Annotated in this window: 13 protein-coding genes and 3 tRNA genes; 13 read left to right on the top strand and 3 right to left on the bottom strand. The window is 60.3% G+C overall.

Going from position 1 to position 17640, the window contains the following annotated elements:
• The first annotated feature begins 60 nt into the window (after positions 1-60).
• The 3 genes from BM079_RS09825 to BM079_RS09815 all read left to right on the top strand — a co-directional run bounded on the left by BM079_RS09825 (position 61) and on the right by BM079_RS09815 (position 3928).
• The gene (locus BM079_RS09825; RefSeq protein WP_090133523.1) at positions 61-1359 is read left to right on the top strand and encodes a YeaH/YhbH family protein; all 1299 of its coding nucleotides are present in this window, start codon (positions 61-63) and stop codon (positions 1357-1359) included.
• Positions 1356-2903 carry a SpoVR family protein gene (locus tag BM079_RS09820; RefSeq protein WP_090133521.1) on the top strand — a complete coding sequence of 516 codons (1548 nt, stop codon included), beginning with the start codon at positions 1356-1358 and terminating at the stop codon, positions 2901-2903. Before BM079_RS09825 ends, BM079_RS09820 begins: the two co-directional genes overlap by 4 nt.
• 206 nt (positions 2904-3109) lie before the next feature.
• A complete protein-coding gene (locus tag BM079_RS09815) occupies positions 3110-3928 on the top strand; it encodes a DNA/RNA non-specific endonuclease (protein ID WP_245742948.1) in 819 nt (272 codons plus the stop codon).
• A 209-nt stretch (positions 3929-4137) separates the two neighbouring features.
• On the opposite strand, the gene BM079_RS09810 is transcribed toward BM079_RS09815, so the two are convergent.
• The 3 genes from BM079_RS09810 to BM079_RS09800 form a co-directional block, all read right to left on the bottom strand.
• Positions 4138-4224: transfer RNA gene (locus tag BM079_RS09810), tRNA-Leu, on the bottom strand.
• A gap of 45 nt (positions 4225-4269) precedes the next feature.
• A tRNA-Leu gene (locus BM079_RS09805) sits at positions 4270-4356 on the bottom strand.
• Between the two features lie 87 nt (positions 4357-4443).
• Positions 4444-4530, bottom strand: a tRNA-Leu gene (locus BM079_RS09800).
• Between the two features lie 227 nt (positions 4531-4757).
• On the opposite strand from BM079_RS09800, the gene rnr reads away from it, so the two are divergent.
• The 10 genes from rnr (at position 4758) to BM079_RS09750 (ending at position 17495) form a co-directional block, all read left to right on the top strand.
• Positions 4758-7376: a ribonuclease R gene (gene rnr, locus BM079_RS09795; protein WP_090133517.1), complete on the top strand. Its 2619-nt coding sequence runs from the start codon at positions 4758-4760 to the stop codon at positions 7374-7376.
• Entirely contained in the window at positions 7373-8236 is an 864-nt protein-coding gene (gene rlmB / locus BM079_RS09790; protein WP_090133514.1) for a 23S rRNA (guanosine(2251)-2'-O)-methyltransferase RlmB, read from the top strand. Before rnr ends, rlmB begins: the two co-directional genes overlap by 4 nt.
• Positions 8237-8435: 199 nt before the next feature.
• A complete protein-coding gene (gene rpsF, locus BM079_RS09785; protein ID WP_086622312.1) occupies positions 8436-8843 on the top strand; it encodes a 30S ribosomal protein S6 in 408 nt (135 codons plus the stop codon).
• A 41-nt stretch (positions 8844-8884) separates the two neighbouring features.
• Positions 8885-9112 carry a 30S ribosomal protein S18 gene (gene rpsR / locus BM079_RS09780; RefSeq protein WP_086622313.1) on the top strand — a complete coding sequence of 76 codons (228 nt, stop codon included), beginning with the start codon at positions 8885-8887 and terminating at the stop codon, positions 9110-9112.
• Positions 9113-9121: 9 nt separating this feature from the next.
• Positions 9122-9973 carry a hypothetical protein gene (locus BM079_RS09775; protein WP_090133512.1) on the top strand — a complete coding sequence of 284 codons (852 nt, stop codon included), beginning with the start codon at positions 9122-9124 and terminating at the stop codon, positions 9971-9973.
• Between the two features lie 12 nt (positions 9974-9985).
• Entirely contained in the window at positions 9986-10432 is a 447-nt protein-coding gene (gene rplI, locus BM079_RS09770; RefSeq protein ID WP_090133509.1) for a 50S ribosomal protein L9, read from the top strand.
• A 181-nt stretch (positions 10433-10613) separates the two neighbouring features.
• Positions 10614-11999, top strand: a complete 1386-nt coding sequence (gene dnaB / locus BM079_RS09765; protein WP_090134206.1) for a replicative DNA helicase — start codon at positions 10614-10616, stop codon at positions 11997-11999.
• A gap of 88 nt (positions 12000-12087) precedes the next feature.
• Entirely contained in the window at positions 12088-12390 is a 303-nt protein-coding gene (locus tag BM079_RS09760) for a hypothetical protein (RefSeq protein ID WP_090133507.1), read from the top strand.
• A gap of 243 nt (positions 12391-12633) precedes the next feature.
• Complete coding sequence (locus BM079_RS09755; protein ID WP_090133505.1) at positions 12634-16566, top strand: non-ribosomal peptide synthetase; 3933 nt, start codon at positions 12634-12636, stop codon at positions 16564-16566.
• Positions 16563-17495, top strand: coding sequence for a hypothetical protein (locus BM079_RS09750; protein ID WP_090133503.1), 933 nt, complete (start codon positions 16563-16565; stop codon positions 17493-17495). The genes BM079_RS09755 and BM079_RS09750 overlap by 4 nt, the downstream gene beginning before the upstream one ends.
• Positions 17496-17640: the final 145 nt, after the last annotated feature.

Genomic DNA, 17640 nt, shown 5'->3' with positions numbered 1-17640 from the left:
GCGCCCATTCCCACCCTGACACGGGGCAGCCGGTGTGATTGGTCTGCAGGAGGTGGTGACGTGAGCTATTTCATCGATCGGCGCAGCAATGCCCGTCACAAGAGCGCGGTCAATCGACAGCGCTTTCTAAAACGCTATCAAAAGCACATCAAGCGTGCGGTAGAGGAGTCGGTCAACCGACGCTCGATTACCGACATGGAGCGCGGCGAGAAGATCAGCATCCCGGGACGGGACATTTCCGAACCTGTATTTCGCCACGGGCAGGGTGGACGACGTAGCGTGGTCAGCCCCGGCAACCGCGAGTTCGCCGAAGGCGATCGGCTGCGTCGCCCTCAGGGGGGCAGCGGTGGTGGCGGCAGCGGTGAGGGTTCGGCCTCCAACCAGGGGGAGGGCATGGACGAATTTGCCTTCACGCTGTCCCGGGACGAATTTTTGAGCTTTATCTTTGACGGGCTGGAGTTGCCGCATCTGGAGCGCAAGCAGCTCTCCGATATGGAGGAGTGTCGCCCCATGCGCGCCGGTGTGTCACGCCAGGGGGTGCCTGCCCGCATGAACATCGTGCGCTCGATGCGCGAGGCACATGCCCGCCGCATCGCCATGCGTGCACCCATTCGGCGCGCTCTGTGTGATGCACAAAAGGCGCTGGAGGAGGAAGAGCGCAAGGACCCGGTGCTGCGCCACCCTGGTCGGATACGCGAGTTGAAGGATGAGATCGAGCGTCTGAAAAAGCGTCTGGAAGCGGTCCCCTTCATCGATACCTATGATCTGCGCTACAACCATCTGACCGATCAGCCGCAACCTTCCAACAAGGCGGTCATGTTCTGCGTGATGGACGTCTCGGGGTCCATGACCCAGAACCACAAGGACATTGCCAAGCGCTTCTTCCTGCTGCTGTATCTCTTTCTTGAGCGCGACTACGAGCGAGTCGAGCTGGTGTTCATTCGCCACCACACGTCGGCGCGGGAGGTCGACGAAGAGGCCTTTTTCTATTCGCGCGAGACAGGCGGCACGATCGTTTCCAGTGCCCTGACGCTGCTCGATGAGATTATCGAGGCCCGCTACCCGCCCAATCAGTGGAATCTCTATGTCGCGCAGGCCAGCGACGGCGATAACTGGGATGATGACTCCGTGCAGTGCCGTCAGATCCTGATGGATGCCCTGATGCCGCGGCTTCAGTATTACGCCTATGTCGAAATCACGCCGCATGCCCACCAGGCACTCTGGGAGGAGTACACGCGGGTGCAGGAAGGCTATCCCGAGCGTTTTGCCATGCGCCAGATTGTTCAGGCCGGTGACATCTATCCGGTCTTTCGTGAGCTATTCAAAAGCCGTCAGGGCGGCCAGGAGGGGCGGTCATGAGCAATGTCTACAAGCCGACCCAGGACGAGGACTTTCTGGGGCAGGGGTCGGACTGGTCCTTCGACGATCTGGAATACTATGAGCGTGAGATCGCGCGTATTGCCGGTGAGTATCGACTGGACACCTATCCCAATCAGATCGAGATCATTACTTCCGAGCAGATGATGGATGCCTATTCCAGCATCGGTATGCCGGTCGGCTACAGCCACTGGTCGTTCGGCAAGCAGTTCCTGTCGGTCGAGCAGGCCTATCGACGCGGGCAGATGGGGCTGGCCTATGAGCTGGTGATCAACTCCGATCCCTGCATTGCCTATCTGATGGAAGAAAACACCCTGATGATGCAGATTCTGGTCATGGCGCACGCCTGTCATGGCCATAACTCCTTTTTCAAGGGCAACTACCTCTTTCGCGCCTGGACCGATGCCTCTGCCATTGTCGACTACCTGGTCTTTGCCCGGCGCTACGTCAGCGAGTGTGAAGAGCGCCACGGTGTCGAGGCTGTCGAGCAGCTGCTGGATGCCTGTCATGCGCTGCAGAGCCAGGGGGTAGACCGCTACAAGCGGCCCTCACCCATCTCGGCCGAGGAAGAGGCGCGTCGCCAGCAGGAACGCGAAGGCTATCTGCAACAGCAGATCAACACGCTCTGGAGCACCATTCCACAGCTGCGTGCCGCTGATGCCGACCAGGCCGGCGATGCGTCGGATGGGCATCATCGCCCGCGTTATCCCTCGGAGCCGCAGGAGAATCTGCTCTACTTCATCGAGAAGAACGCGCCGCTTCTGGAGCCCTGGCAGCGCGAGATCGTGCGCATCGTGCGCAAGCTGGCGCAGTATTTCTATCCGCAGCGCCAGACGCAGGTCATGAACGAAGGGTGGGCCACCTTCTGGCACTACAACATCATGCATCGTCTCTACGATGAAGAGCTTATTAACGAAGGCGTGATGCTGGAGTTTCTCCAGTCGCATACGGCGGTAGTGGCGCAGCCGGGTTTTGACAGTCCCTGGTATAACGGCATTAACCCCTACGCGCTGGGGTTTGCCATGTTCAGTGATATCAGGCGGATCTGTACCGAGCCGACCGAGGAGGACCGTGCCTGGTTTCCGGACATGGCCGGCAGCGACTGGCTCGATACCGCGCATTTCGCCATGCGCAATTTCAAGGATGAGTCCTTTATTCAGCAGTTTTTGTCGCCGAAGGTGATCCGGGACATGAAGCTCTTTGCGCTGCTTGATGACGATCACGATGACATGATCGAGATATCGGCCATTCACGACGAGCGTGGGTACCGGCGGATCCGGGAGGCGCTGTCGCTGCAGTACTCGCTGGGGCATCGGGAGCCCGATATTCAGGTCTTTGCGGCCAATATCCACGGTGACCGCTCGCTGATACTGCGTCATGAGCGCACGCAGCGTCGCGGTCTGGATGCGTCGATGCCGCCGGTACTGCACTATCTGCACCGGCTCTGGGGGTTTCCCATCGTACTGGAGGTGGTCGAAAACGGCGAAGTGGTGGATACCCATCACTGGCCGCAGATCACCGAGTAGACGCCAGTGCGGCAAGCCATGCGCTATTGAAATGACGGGCCTGATGGCCCGTTTTTTGAACACGATCAGCAACCTGATACTGACCAGGGTATACTCGCCGCCGCCTGAAAGAGTGGCTTTCGAGAATACAGCGGTTATAAATAAAACAGTGTCAGGGGATGGATATGGCGCGGCGACGCCCCGGTCTTTTAAAGCGGTTCAGGCGCATGAGCGGTGTTGGACTCATGGCAACAGCGGTGCTCTACGGACTGTGGTACTACCAGGAGCGCACGTATTGGGAGCAGATGAGCTGGATGGGCACGCCCCGGGCCGAAGTCTGGTACGACTGGAAAACGATCAATCGTACCCTGCGCAACGACGGGTTTCTGACCGGGTGGTCGGATCTGCGCGCCAATCCACTATGGACCGTCTATCGGCTGGATCGGGTCAACCACCCCGCCATTGGTGATCGCCCGGGGCATTTCAGTGATGACTGGCGAACGCTCTGGCCGGTGACCTCGGATGACTATACCGGCAGTGGCTATGACCGCGGTCATCAGGCGCCCAATTACGCCATTGCCGCTGTCTACGGGCGTCAGGCTCAGCTTGATACCTTTCAGATGAGCAATATCTCGCCGCAGAGCCCCGATCTCAATCGACGCGTATGGCAGCGGCTGGAGGAGGTCGTGATCGATCAGTTTGCGGCCCGGTTCGGCACGGTCTGGGTCACGACCGGCCCTATCTTCGATGATCCCATCAAGCGCATGTCATCGTTTATTGAAATTCCGGATGCGTTTTACAAGATCGTCGTGGCGCCCGGCAGTGGCGATGCGCCACCCCGAATGATTGCCTTTATCGTGCCGCAGGATGTTCATGGCGATGAGCCGCTGGATCGGTTTCTGGTCAGCGTTGACGACATCGAGGCGCGCACGGGATTCAATTTCTTCAGCGAGCTGTCGGATGATATGGCCGAGCAGCTGGAGTCCGGCGTCGATACCCGAGGCTGGGGCCTTGAAAAGGTAGCGCGTCAGCCGGCCCGCTTTTGAATCAGATACTATCGTGACGCTGCAGGGTCGGTGTTACGGTCGCGAAGTGCCTGCAGGCGCGCGATGTCCTGTCGCGCGCGATCACCGGTCGCGTCTCGAGCGATGGCAGATCCCGGAAATCAGGGCGTCATGCAGGGGAGCGTGGTGATCCGCTATAAAACCGGGATCGAATGCCGATAGAAAAAGAAAACAGGAGAGGGAGCAAAACATGGTGCCCGGGAAAGGACTTGAACCTTCACGACCATACGGTCACTAGCACCTGAAGCTAGCGCGTCTACCAATTCCGCCACCCGGGCAGGGTGTCATCAGCCTGAGGCTGTGATAAAGCGAGGGTGATCAACTGGTGCCCGGAAGAGGACTTGAACCTCCACGACCATACGGTCACTAGCACCTGAAGCTAGCGCGTCTACCAATTCCGCCATCCGGGCGTTGATCCTTCACTACTGTAATGACCTGATATTGAAAGACAGTCTTGTCTTTTCTGATTCACCTTCTCGATAACAGCACGTTCGAGATGGTGCCCGGAAGAGGACTTGAACCTCCACGACCATACGGTCACTAGCACCTGAAGCTAGCGCGTCTACCAATTCCGCCATCCGGGCAGGTGGGCCGAAATAATACGCAATTTTTTCAGTGATGCAAGGGGTTAAAGTCGCTGGAGGTCGGTTTTTTTACACCCTGCAACGTTTTCCGGGCAATAAAGGGTTTTGGGTCGTTCTGCCGAGACCGCTATAATCGCTGACATGAAGACAAGACATCACATCACCCCGCGCCCGCTGCTCGCCATCTTGCCCGGTATCACAAGACAACCATTTCAGGGAAGCAATCTATGAGTCAATGGACGCCAGCCGACGATCCGCAAGCGGAACGTGAGGCCAGTCAATATGACAACCCGGTCCCCAGTCGTGAATACCTGCTGCAGATTCTGACCGAGCACGGCAAGCCGATCACGCATGAAGATGTCAGCCAACTGCTGGGCATCAAGGATGAGGATCGTCTGGAAGCCGTTCGCAGACGCCTGTCCGCCATGGAGCGCGACGGGCAGATCCTGCGCCAGAAAAGCGGGGCCTTTGAAATCATTGATCCCGAGCTGTTGCTGGATGGCCGCGTTGTCGGTCATCGCGACGGCATCGGCTTTTTTGTACGCGATGACAAGCAAAAGCCGGATCTGGTCATCCCGCCGCGTCAGATGCGGCGTCTTTTCGATGGTGATCGCGTTCGTGTACGCGTCAGTGGCAAGGATCGACGCGGCCGGGAAGAGGCCAGTGTCAACGAAATCCTCGAGCGCAATACGCCAAGTCTGATCGGACTGTACCGCAAGCGCGGCACCGATATCGCCGTGGTGGTGCCCGAAAACAGCCGTATCGCCCACGAGATCATCATCGAGGACGGCGCGGCCAACGGCGCCGAGGATGGTCAGGTCGTCGAGGTGCGTATCACCACCCAGCCCGGCCTGCGCCAGCAGCCCATCGGGGAAGTCACCGAGGTTCTGGGCGAGCGCATGGACCCTGGAATGGAAATCGACATCGCCATTCGCGAGCATGACATTCCAGCCGAGTTTCCCGTTGAGGTGCTCGATCAGATTCGCGACATGAGCGAAGAGGTCCGCGAGGAGGACAAGCATCACCGCGTTGATCTGCGTGACTGGCCGCTGGTCACCATCGACGGTGAAGACGCCAGGGATTTTGACGACGCCGTTTACGCGTGGAAGACCAAATCCGGCGGCTGGAAGCTGATCGTGGCCATCGCTGACGTCTCGCACTATGTCGAAGTCGACTCGCCGCTTGATCAGGAAGGCTGGAAACGAGGGAACTCGGTCTATTTCCCGGGGCAGGTCGTGCCCATGTTGCCCGAGCTTCTGTCCAACGGGCTGTGCTCGATCAACCCGGACGTTGACCGGCTCTGCATGGTCTGCGAGATGAATATTTCGCAGCGTGGCGAGATCAGCCGCTACAAGTTTTATGAGGGCGTGATGCGCTCGCATGCGCGGCTGACCTACAACAAGGTCGGCTCCATGCTGGAGGATGCCGATAGCGAGGAAGGTCAGGCCCTGCGGCGTGAATACGCCCACGTGGTCAAGCCGCTGGAGGCACTGCACGGGCTGTATCGGACGCTGCGTCAGGCGCGCAGTGTTCGCGGCGCCATCGATTTCGAAACCACCGAAACCCAGATCATCTTCAACGAGCAGCGCAAGATCGAGCGTATCGTGCCGCGTACCCGCAACGATGCGCACAAGCTGATCGAGGAGTGCATGCTGGCCGCCAACGTGGCGACAGCGCGTTTTCTGGAAAAGCACAAGCTGCCGGCGCTGTATCGCGTACACGCCTCGCCCTCGGATGAAAAGCTGGCCACGCTGCGCGCCTTCCTCGGTGAGCTGGGCCTGACGCTGGGGGCCAGCGGTGAAAAGGGCAAGTCTACCCCGCAGGATTTCCAGAATCTGCGTGAGGTGATCAACGACCGCCCGGATGCCGACATCATCCAGACGGTCATGTTGCGTAGCATGAACCAGGCCGTTTATTCGCCCCACAATGAGGGTCATTTTGGTCTGGCTTATGCCGCCTATGCTCACTTCACATCTCCCATCCGGCGCTATCCCGATCTGCTGGTGCATCGCGCCATCCGCTCGGTCATCCGCAGTCAGCGTGAATCAACGCATGTTCAGCGTTTGGAAGGGGCCCCGGACAACGAGCCGCAGCGCTGGTGTCCGTACAACTTCGAGCAGATGGTGGCCATGGGTGAACACTGCTCGATGACTGAGCGTCGCGCCGATGAGGCTACCCGAGACGTCGAGGACTGGCTCAAGTGCGAGTTCATGGCCGACAAGGTGGGGGATGTCTTTGAGGGCGCTATTGCGTCGGTGACCCAGTTCGGCCTGTTTGTACGGCTCAACGAGCACTTCGTTGAAGGCCTGGTGCATATTTCCAACCTGCCTTCCGACTATTACCAGTACGAGGCCGAGCGTCACCAGCTCAAGGGCGAGCGCTCCGGCGTAACCTATCGCCTGGGTGATGGCGTCACCATTCAGGTGGCGCGCGTCGATCTGGACGATCGCAAGATCGACTTCATGCTGACCGATGCGCAGCCTCAGTCGCGTCGTCGTATTCGCAAGCCCGGCTCGAACGCCTCGGGCAATGAGAGTCAGGTACAGGCGCCTTCTGACGCGGATGCACCGAACAAGAAGCGTCGCAAATCCCGACCGGGCAAGAAGGAACGTCTGCGCCGACGTGAAGAAAAAACGGCTGAAAACGGCGCTGCAAAGACCACCGATACACTAAGGGCAGAAGAAGACGCCGAGGCGCGAAAGCCCCGCAAGCGAAGTGACAAACCCGCCAATACCGGTATCAGTGAGTCTGACAAGCAAAAGAGCGGCGCTTCAAAGGGCAAGGGAAAGAGCAAAAGCGGCAACAAGGGTGGCAGCAGCAAGAGCAAGGATCGTCGGAAATCATGAAACATGATGGTCAGCGCGGCGGCAAGCGGGGCGACAGTCCATCGCGACAGTCGCGTCGGCAGAGCGACGACGGGCAAGGCAAGCGCCGCAGCGGTTCAAATGTCAAAAGCGCTGCGCCCAGGGGGCTGGACGCCGTCCATGGCGTTCATGCGGTCGAGACCCTGCTGGCACGCCAGCAGGTGCCGTCGGAGCTCTGGATACAGGAAGGGCAGGCGGAAAAGCGTCTGGCTGATATCCAGCACCAGGCGGTCTCGCTCGGGTCGCGGCTGGTCGTTCAGCCGCGTGACGTACTCGATCAGGTGGCCGAGGGCGCGCATCAGGGGGTCATTGCCTTTTGCGAGCCGCTGGTCGCCGATAACGAGGCCGCCCTGTTCTGGCAGATCGAGGCCCGGCTGGATCAGTCGCCGCTGCTGCTGGTACTGGATGGCGTCACCGATGTGCACAACTTTGGCGCCTGTCTGCGTTCGGCCGATGCGGCCGGCGTCATGGGCGTCATGGTGGCGCGGGACCGCTCGGCACCGCTCAACGCCACGGTGCGAAAGATTGCCTGTGGCGGTGCCGAAAGCGTTCCGGTGTATCAGGTCACCAATCTGGCCCGGGCGCTGGCGCGACTGAGAGAGGCCGGCGTACTGGTGCTGGGTGCTGCCGGTGAGGCCAGTGCCTTCGTGGATGACATCGATATGCGCGGGCCGACGGCGCTGGTCATGGGTGCCGAGGGCAAGGGGTTGCGACGTCTGACCCGCGAGCACTGTGATCAGCTGGTCAAGCTGCCCATGGCCGGTCAGGTCTCGAGTCTCAATGTCTCGGTGGCCACCGGCATCTGTCTTTTTGAAGCGGTGCGCCAGCGGCGTCTTCGCTGATCCTTTTGCTTGCAAGCAAAAGGTCTGATCCCTACAATTGTGCGGTTTCGCGGCGGCTACGGCCGCCGAATGCATTTGCAGGAGAGCGGGGGCAGCCCTGTTTTTCTGTGCTTGTAACGAAAAATACCCTTCTATCAACTCCTTGCTTCCCATGACGGAGACCTGTCATCGAGAAGCTGTTAAACCGAAAGGAGACACCATGCGTCATTATGAAATCGTGGTCATGGTCCACCCGGACCAGAGCGAGCAGGTGCCTGCCATGATCGAGCGCTATACCGGGCTTGTGACTGAAAACGGCGGTACCGTTCATCGTCTTGAAGACTGGGGCCGCCGTCATCTGGCCTACCCGATCAACAAGATCCACAAGGCTCATTACGTTCTGATGAACGTTGAATGCAGCGGCGAAACGCTGGCTGAACTGGAAAACATCTTCCGCTTCAACGATGCCATCATTCGCAACATGGTCGTGCGTTGCACCGAAGCTGTCACCGAAGCATCTCCGATGATGAAGGCGGCAGACGAAAAGGGACGCCGTCGCGAGCGCTCCGATGACGAACGTCCGCGTGAACGTTCCGATTCCGAAGAGTCGACCGAAGCTGCTTCCTGAGCGTTTGCTCTGGCCTGAATCCACCCATTGGAGAGACCGACATGGCCCGTTTTTTCCGTCGTCGCAAGTTTTGCCGCTTCACCGCTGAAGGCGTGAAGTACATTGATTACAAGGACCTCGACACGCTGAAGGCCTACGTGACCGAGACTGGCAAGATCGTTCCGAGCCGCATCACCGGTACTCGTGCACGTTATCAGCGTCAGCTGGCTACCGCGATCAAGCGCGCTCGCTATCTGGCCCTGCTGCCCTATACCGACAGCCACCAGTAAGCTGCACGCATGCAGGGATTCGCTCGCTGGGTAATGCAGAACACGCCGCGCGCCATTGGCGTGGCACTGCTGGGCTCACTGATCCCATGGCTTTTCTGGGTTTCCGCTGCCATCAGCGCACTGGTGACCCTGCGTCGTGGTCTGGGGCCCGCATCACCGGTGGTACTGGCAGCCGCGCTGCCGGCCGGCTGGTGGTGGATGCAGGGCGATGCCATTCCGCTGGCCAGTATTCTACTGGTCACGGTCATGGCCATTATCCTTAGAGAGCGATTCCGATGGGGCGAAACCCTGCTGGCAGGGGCGGTCGTGGTGGCCGTTTTGATCCATCTAGGGATATTTGCGCCGCCCGACGCCACGCAGCTGGTTGAGGAAGTCCGCGCTCAGGCGCCGGAAATCGATGAAATGCTTCGCCAGTATGCGAGTCAGGGCGTGCCGGTTGAACGACTGGCACTGCTGATGATCTCGGCCATCACCGGCCTGATGGTGATGCTGGCGGCGACTGCCTGTCTTGCGCTGGCGCGCAGCTGGCAGGCGGCGCTGTATAACCCTGGCGGTTTTCGCGAAGAGTTTCATCGCTTTCGCCTGTCGAAACTGGAGCTTGTCGGCGTGGTCATGATGACTGCCGTCGGCATGCTGGGCGCGTTTCCCGGCGCCGTGCTGATGGCCTGGGTGCCTCTGCTGGTGGCCGGTATTGCCCTTGTGCACGGTGTGGTAGGTGTAAAGTCAATGAGAGGGTTCTGGCTGGTCGGTTTTTATGCATTGCTGCTGACCACCTGGCCCACGTTAGTGATAGTGCTGCTGCTGGCGCTGATAGATACCTTTGCGGATTTCCGCACGCGTCTGATCGGCAGTCAACGTTAAGAGGTCCACGAGATGGAAGTCATTCTGCTCGACAAGCTCGGCAAGCTGGGTGACCTGGGTGACCAGGTCAGCGTCAAGCCGGGTTACGGTCGTAACTACCTGGTACCCTACGGCCTGGCTGTTCCGGCTACCAAAGCCAACGTCGATGCCTTCGAAACCCGTCGCGCCGAACTTGAAGCCAACGCCGCCGCGCGTCAGGCTGAAGCCGAGCGCCGCGCCGAAGAGCTCTCCGAGATCGAGCTGTCGCTCGTTGCTCGTGCCGGCGATGAAGGCAAGCTGTTCGGTTCCATCGGTCCGCGCGACCTGGCCGATGCCATCGCTCAGGCAGGCATCGAAGTGGCACGCAGCGAAGTGCGCATGCCCGAAGGCCCGATCCGTCAGACCGGCGAATACGACATCGAACTGCGTCTGCATTCCGATGTGACCGCCAGCGTTCGCGTCGTGGTTGTTGCTGAATAACCCGGATCGAACGGCAATGGCATATTCCTGATATGCCACTGTAAAAGGGGCACCCTGTGTGCCCCTTTTTTTAATGGCTTCACGCACGGGCGGAGTCATGACATGTTTCTCCCGTGGGCGTAGGCTATGGCCCTGCGCCGAATCACTCTTCAGGTAAGTCGTTACATGGTTGATCATCGTCATGAGTGAAGTGATCGAGTTTGATCAGGAAACCGCTGCGCTCAAGGTGCCGCCATACTCGCTTGAAGCCGAGCAGTCCGTGCTGGGCGGGCTGATGCTGGATAATCAGGCCTGGGACGAGATTGCCGACCGCCTGGTCAGCGATGACTTCTATCGCATCGAACACCGGGACGTCTTCAAGGCCATGGGACGTCTGGCCGAAGAGGGTCGCCCTCTGGATGTGGTCACGCTGTCCGAAGAGCTTGAGTCCCACGACCGACTGGAGCGTGTGGGCGGGCTCTCTTATCTGGCCGAACTGGCCCGCAATACGCCTTCCGCCAGCAATATTCGCGCCTATGCCGATATCGTGCGCGAGCGCGCTACGCTTCGAAAGCTGATCACCGCTGCCAATCAGATTGCCGAAGGCGCCTTCAACCCTCAGGGACGCACGGCCGATGAGCTGGTCAATGAGGCCGAGCGGCTGGTCTTCCAGATTTCAGAGTCTCGCCCCAAAAGCGGTGGCGCCATTGGCATGAGTGATCTGCTCAGCAAGGCGGTGGATCGCATCGATGAGCTTTTCAATCTCAAAGGACAGATGACCGGTCTGTCGACCGGCTTTCGCGATCTCGATGACATGACGTCCGGCCTTCAGCCTTCCGATCTGGTGATCGTGGCGGGGCGCCCATCGATGGGCAAGACCACCTTTGCCATGAATCTGGTCGAGCATGCCGTGGTCAGCAGCGACAAGGCCGTGGTGGTCTTCTCGATGGAGATGCCGGCCGAGTCGCTGATGCTGCGTATGATCTCCTCGCTGGGACGCATCGATCAGACCCGGGTGCGTAATGGTCAGCTCGAGGACGAGGACTGGCCGCGACTGACCTCGGCGGTCAATCTGCTCAAGGACAAAAAACTCTACGTGGATGATACCGCGGCGCTATCGCCCAACGAGATGCGCTCGCGCAGCCGTCGTATTGCCCGCGATGCGGGTGGTATCGGCATGATCATGATCGACTATCTGCAGCTGATGCAGGTGCCGGGGCTGTCGGAAAACCGTACCGCAGAGATTTCGGAAATCTCGCGCTCGCTCAAGGGGCTGGCCAAGGAATTCAACTGCCCGGTTGTGGCACTGTCGCAGCTCAACCGCTCGCTCGAGCAGCGTCCCAACAAGCGACCGGTGATGTCGGATCTGCGTGAATCCGGCGCCATCGAGCAGGATGCCGATGTCATCGCTTTCGTCTATCGCGACGAGGTCTATAACAAGGATAACCCGGATAACAAGGGGCTGGCCGAGCTGATCATCGGCAAGCAGCGTAACGGGCCCATCGGCACCGTCCACATGGCCTTTATCGGCAAGTACACCCGGTTCGAGGATCTTGCCCCGGGCAGTTACGGCCAGTACGAAGAATAGCCGCGCGTCATGCGCGTCCCTGATCAAAAAAATATGGCGCCCCGAGCGTCATTTCCCTTTTTTCTGACAAGCCAGAACAGGAGTCAACATGCCGGCTGGATACCGTCGCGGCGGACGTCGTCAACCCAAACTCGAAGCACGCGGGACGCTTGAAAGCGTGGAAACCGAAGGCCCTTTCAAGGAGTGGCTGGGCATGCCGGATCTCTATCGCCATACCCTGACCGTCAATGGCGAGGTCTACTCCTATCAGGTGGAAGAGGCCGAGCTGGATGTGTCAGTCGGTGACTACGTGGTCTTTCGCTACAAGGAGACCAAGGCCGGACGCTGGATCGACAAGCGTTCGCTGGGTGTAGCCATCGACCCCTCGACCTTCAATCGCGATCAGGGCTGAGCCTCGAAGCATTGCCTGATACACGATGAGCGGGACCGGATGCCAGCATCCGGTCCCGTTCTGCATTCAGGAGCAGCAGGGATACAAATATCGCAGCTTCATTTGAAATGAGAACCATTATTATTTAAATTCAACCACCTATTTGTTCAGAGGGCGTCTATCGTCGGCCAGTGACTGTCTTGCGATGGGCGCCCCTTTAATCAGGATTTGCACCTTGATGGTATTGCACAGGATGGTGATCTCATGAGTCAGGCCGATTTCCTTCCCGTCAGCGGCGCTCAGGCCGGTATCTGGTACGGCCAGCAGAGCAGTGCCGCTCAGGGGGGATACTCTACCGCGCAGTGTCTCGAGTTCACGGGTGCCATCGACGTTGAAAGGCTGGCGCAGGCTGCTGCCATGGCCGTCAGCGAGGCCGAGGGCCTGTTTGAAGCGTTTGTCGCCACCGATAGTGGCCCGGCCAGACATGCGGGGAAGGCTGCAGCGCGAGCCGACATTCCCGGGATCATCGATCTGTGCGATCACCCGCACGCCCGTGAACTGGCCTGGCAGCAGATGGCGGCTCGTCGTGAGGTTCCCTTTGTGCTGCAAAAGGGGCCGCTGTATCGCCAGGCCATCTGGCGGCTCTCGAACAATCACGTGCTCTGGTGGCTCAACATGCATCACGTGGCGGCCGATGCCTGGGCCTACGGACTGATTCAGCAGCGCGCTACCGAACACTATATTGCGCTGGGCAAGGGGGAGGCGGCCAGGCCCTGCTGGTATGGCAGTATTGATCGGGTCATCGAGGAGGAGCAGCGCTATCAGACAGGCCCGGCACTCGAGCAGGATCGTCATCACTGGACGTCCCTGTTTGCCGATGATCCTGAGCCGGTTTCTCCTGCCGGGCGGTTCGCGCAAGCACAGCCGCGTGCCCTGCGCCGTGAAATGACGCTGGATCCTGAGCAGTCGCAGCGGTTTCAGGATCAGTGCCGAGCTCAGCAGCAGGGCCTTGCCGAGGCCATTCTGGCCGCGAGCGGTGCCTGGTATGCGCGCATGTGTCAGCACAGTGATGTCACGCTCGGGGTTCCCATGATGGGGCGCATGCAGGGCGCTGCGCTGCGTGCGCCCATGACCCAGGTCAACATGCTGCCGCTGCGGCTGCAAAACGGTTTTGACGCAACGCCGCTTCAGTGGTGTCAGTCTGCGGCGCAGTCGCTGGGCACGCTGCGCCGCCACCAGCGCTATCGCCATGAATGGCTGCTGCGCGATCTGGGCCGTCGTCCCGGCAGGCGTCCGCTTCTGGGCATGCACGTCAACGTGTTGCCTTTCGACTCAAGCGGTCAATGGCCGCAGAGCCACGTGGTCAAGCATCATCTGGTGGCCGGCCCGGTCGATGATCTGGTCTTCTCGGTCTATCTCGGCGGTGACAGCGAGTCGATGCGTCTGGCGCTTGATGGCAACCCGGCACTTTATGACGAAACCGAGCTGGAGTGGCATCTCGCACGGCTGTCGCAGTGGCTCATGACCTTCATGACCGAGGTCGAGACACCGGTGGGCGAGCTGGCACTGGTGACACCCGAAGATCATCAGGCGCTGGCGCATTTCAATGCCACCGAGCATCCGGTGGAAACAACGCACATGGCGACGCTGTTCGAGCGCCAGGTCCACGAGACGCCCCACGCGACGGCGCTGGTCGCGGAAGGGGCGGCGCTGGACTATCAGACGCTGGGACGTCAGGTGCAGGCGCTGGCCGATACCCTCATCGAGGAGGGTGTATGCCCCGGCGACACCGTGGGCGTGGCACTGCCGCGCTCTCTGGAAATGCAGGTGGCGCTGCTGGCCATTCATCACGTAGGCGCGGCCTGGCTGCCGCTGCCGCTGGAATACCCCGACGCGCGTCTGGACGATATCGTCACGCGCGCCGCACCGCGTCTGATTCTGGGCAGTGATGAGCAGCGCAGCCGCTTTGATCAGGTGCTTGTGCAGGGGCTGTCGCTGGCGGATGCCGACGAGCGCCATGAACTGATTCCCGGCAGTCCCGCACAGCGTGATGCCGCCCTCGGCGCCTATGTGCTGTTCACTTCCGGCTCAACGGGCAGGCCCAAGGGCGTTCTGGTCGAGCACCACGCGATCGTCAACCGTATTCTCTGGATGCAGGGTCGCTATGCGCTGGGAGGCGGGGATCGGGTGCTGCAGAAAACACCCAACGGTTTTGACGTCTCCGTATGGGAGTTTCTCTGGCCCATGATCAGCGGGGCGACACTGGTCATGGCGCGTGAGGGCGGTCACCGCGACCCGCGCTATCTGATCGATACCCTCATCAGTGAGTCGATCACCACGCTGCATTTTGTCCCCTCGATGCTCGATATTCTGCTCGACGAACTGACGCCTGAAGATGTCGAGCGCCTGCAGGCGCTGCGCCAGGTCTTTGTCAGCGGCGAGGCGCTGTCGCGTGAGCTGGAAAAGCGCTTTCTGAGTCTTCTGCCCGGCGTGGCACTGCACAATCTTTACGGCCCGACTGAAGCGGCGGTCGATGTCAGCGCCTGGCAGTGCCGCCACAACGATGGCCAGGGCAGCGTGCCCATTGGCGCCCCGATCTGGAATACCCACCTGCACGTACTGGATGGCGCCTTCCAGCCGGTGCCGGTGGGCATGCCCGGCGAGCTCTATATCGCCGGACGCAACCTGGCGCGGGGCTATCTGGGCCAGCCCGAGCTGACCGCCGAGCGTTTCATTGATTGCCCGGCACTGGAGAGCGATTCGAAACTTTATCGAACCGGGGATCTGGCGCGCTGGCGCTTTGATGGCGTGCTCGAGTATCTGGGACGCATTGATCATCAGGTCAAGCTGCGCGGACAGCGTCTGGAGCTGGGTGAGATCGAGTCGGTCATGCTGGCACTTGAGGGGGTGGCGCATGCCGTGGTCAGTGTTCATGGCAGCGGCAGCAGTGCGCGACTGGTTGGCTATGTGGTGCCCGACGCCAGCGCTACGCTGGTCATCGAATCGCTCAAGCGCCATCTGGCCCGGGCGTTGCCGGATTACATGGTGCCCGGTGTCATCATGACGCTTGATGCGCTACCGCTGAGTCCCAACGGCAAGCTGGACCGCCGGGCGCTGCCGGCGCCCGAAAGCGGCGATGAAGGCATGGCACCGACCTCACCGCGTCAGCAGATCATGGCCGATCTGTTTGCTGAGGTGCTCGACCTCGAGCGGGTCGGCATTCGGGACAACTTCTTTGACCTGGGCGGTAACTCATTGAACGCCCTGCAGCTGATTCGCCGGCTCAACGACGCGCTGGGGGCGAATCTGACCATCGCCACGCTGTTCGAGGCCCCCACCATCGAGGCGCTGGATGCCCTTGACGGACAGGATGCGGCGATCAGCGGCCTGGATGTGGTATTGCCGCTGCGCAATGGGGCCGACGCACCGCCCGTGTTCTGTGTGCATCCGGCGGGCGGGCTTGCCTGGTGCTATGCCGGACTGGCGCGCACGCTGCCCTCGCGCTATCCCCTGTATGGCCTGCAGGCGCGCGGAATGTTGCCTGGTAGTCACCCGCCAGAGACCATGGAAGAGATGGCGCGCGACTACATTGAGCAGATACGTCGACTCAAGCCCCGGGGGCCCTATCATCTGCTGGGATGGTCGGTTGGCGGCATGATCGCCCACACCATGGCGGCGCTGCTGGAAGCCGAGGGAGAAAAGGTCGGTATGCTGGCGCTGCTGGATGCCTACCCGGCGGATCTCTGGCGTGACATGACGCCGCCGGATGAGGGCATGGCGCTCGAGGCGCTGCTGCGCATCGCGGGCCTTGCCGACAGGGAGCTTGCCGAGGAGGGCGGCTCGCGCCGGGAGCAGGTGATTGCCCTGTTGAGACACGAAGGCAGCGCGCTGGGGCAGTTGTCATCACAAACGCTGGATAGTCTGGTGGATGTGGTCATCAATAACAGCCGTCTGGTGCGAGAGACCCATCATCCGGTCTACGGAGGTGACATACACTTTTTCACGGCGGCTACTCCCAGAGAAGAAGACTGGCTGGACCGCCGTGCCTGGCAGCCTTACGTGGGCGGACGCATCATCAACCTTGATCTTCCGGCCACGCATCCCGAGTTGATGCATCAGACGCATCTGGCAACGATCGCGCAGCATCTGATGGCGGTACTCGAGCCACGGGCCGCCTGCGCCGACAGTCTGTCATGACAGCCCATCAGCCCGAAGCGCTCATCGCCAGTATTCTCGAGCGCTGCCCGCTGGTCGGGCTCGGGGAAATTCACTGGTGCCCGCAGGTGATGATGGCGATCACCACGCTGCTGGAAAGCCCGGTTCTGGAAGAAATTTTTGACGATATCGTTGTCGAGTTCGGTAGCGCTCGCCATCAGGCGTGGCTCGACTGCTATATCCGCGGTGATGAGGTGGGTGAAGCAGGTCTGGATGCCGTCTGGCAGGACACGCTCTATTTCCTGCTGTGGAGCCCGCCCGTTTACGCCGAGTTTTTCAGGCGAATCCGGGCTGTCAACCTGAAACGTGCTCCCCAGCAACGTGTTCGCGTTGTACTGGCCGAACCGGCCATTGACTGGGAGACGCTGGATGGCAAAGGCTTTGGGCGGTGGCACGAAGCACGAGAGCAGGCTTACGTCGAGCTTATCGAGCGGGAGGTGCTCGACCGCGGGCGCCGCGCTATTCTGATCTTCGGGCTGCGTCATTTGACGCATGACTCGCTGCCGGGGGCACCCCATGCGCCTCTGGCCGAGCGTCTGGGCCGTCGTCATCCGGGCATGATCGAGCTGATTCATCCCTATCATGCGCAAAAGGGCGTCTTTTCAGGCGATTACCCTCTACCGGATGTACGCCATAATGGCCTGATCGTCGCTGCCGCTTTCGATGCGTCAAACGGCCCTGCCATGATTGACCATATCTGGTGTCTCGGTGTGCTCGAGCGCCGAATTGTACTGCCCGATGTTCTCTTTACCGACACGGCCCGGCTTGCCACGGTTGTGGCCCGGTTGCAGCAACTCGGTGAAGAACACCTCATGCGTGCCCGCAACATGATGACGGCGTCACAGCAGGCCCTGTTCGATGCCTGTCTGATGCGTCATGTTGATGGCACCCCCAAAGGGCCGAGCGCGTAACCCTTGAAGGCAGTCCTGAAAGATTGAGCCAAAAAAAGATTTGAACCAGGAAAAGATTGACGCAAGAAAAGAGGCCGGCACTGACACGGAATCGTCATCCGGCACTGTTACGCTTTACGCGACTGATAGAAACGACAAAGAGATA

The organism is Kushneria avicenniae, assembly GCF_900112585.1.
In the GTDB taxonomy this organism is placed as follows: Bacteria; Pseudomonadota; Gammaproteobacteria; order Pseudomonadales; family Halomonadaceae; genus Kushneria; species Kushneria avicenniae.
Note: the sequence above shows the minus strand (reverse complement) of the source record. Positions and strands in the feature narration are given on the sequence as shown.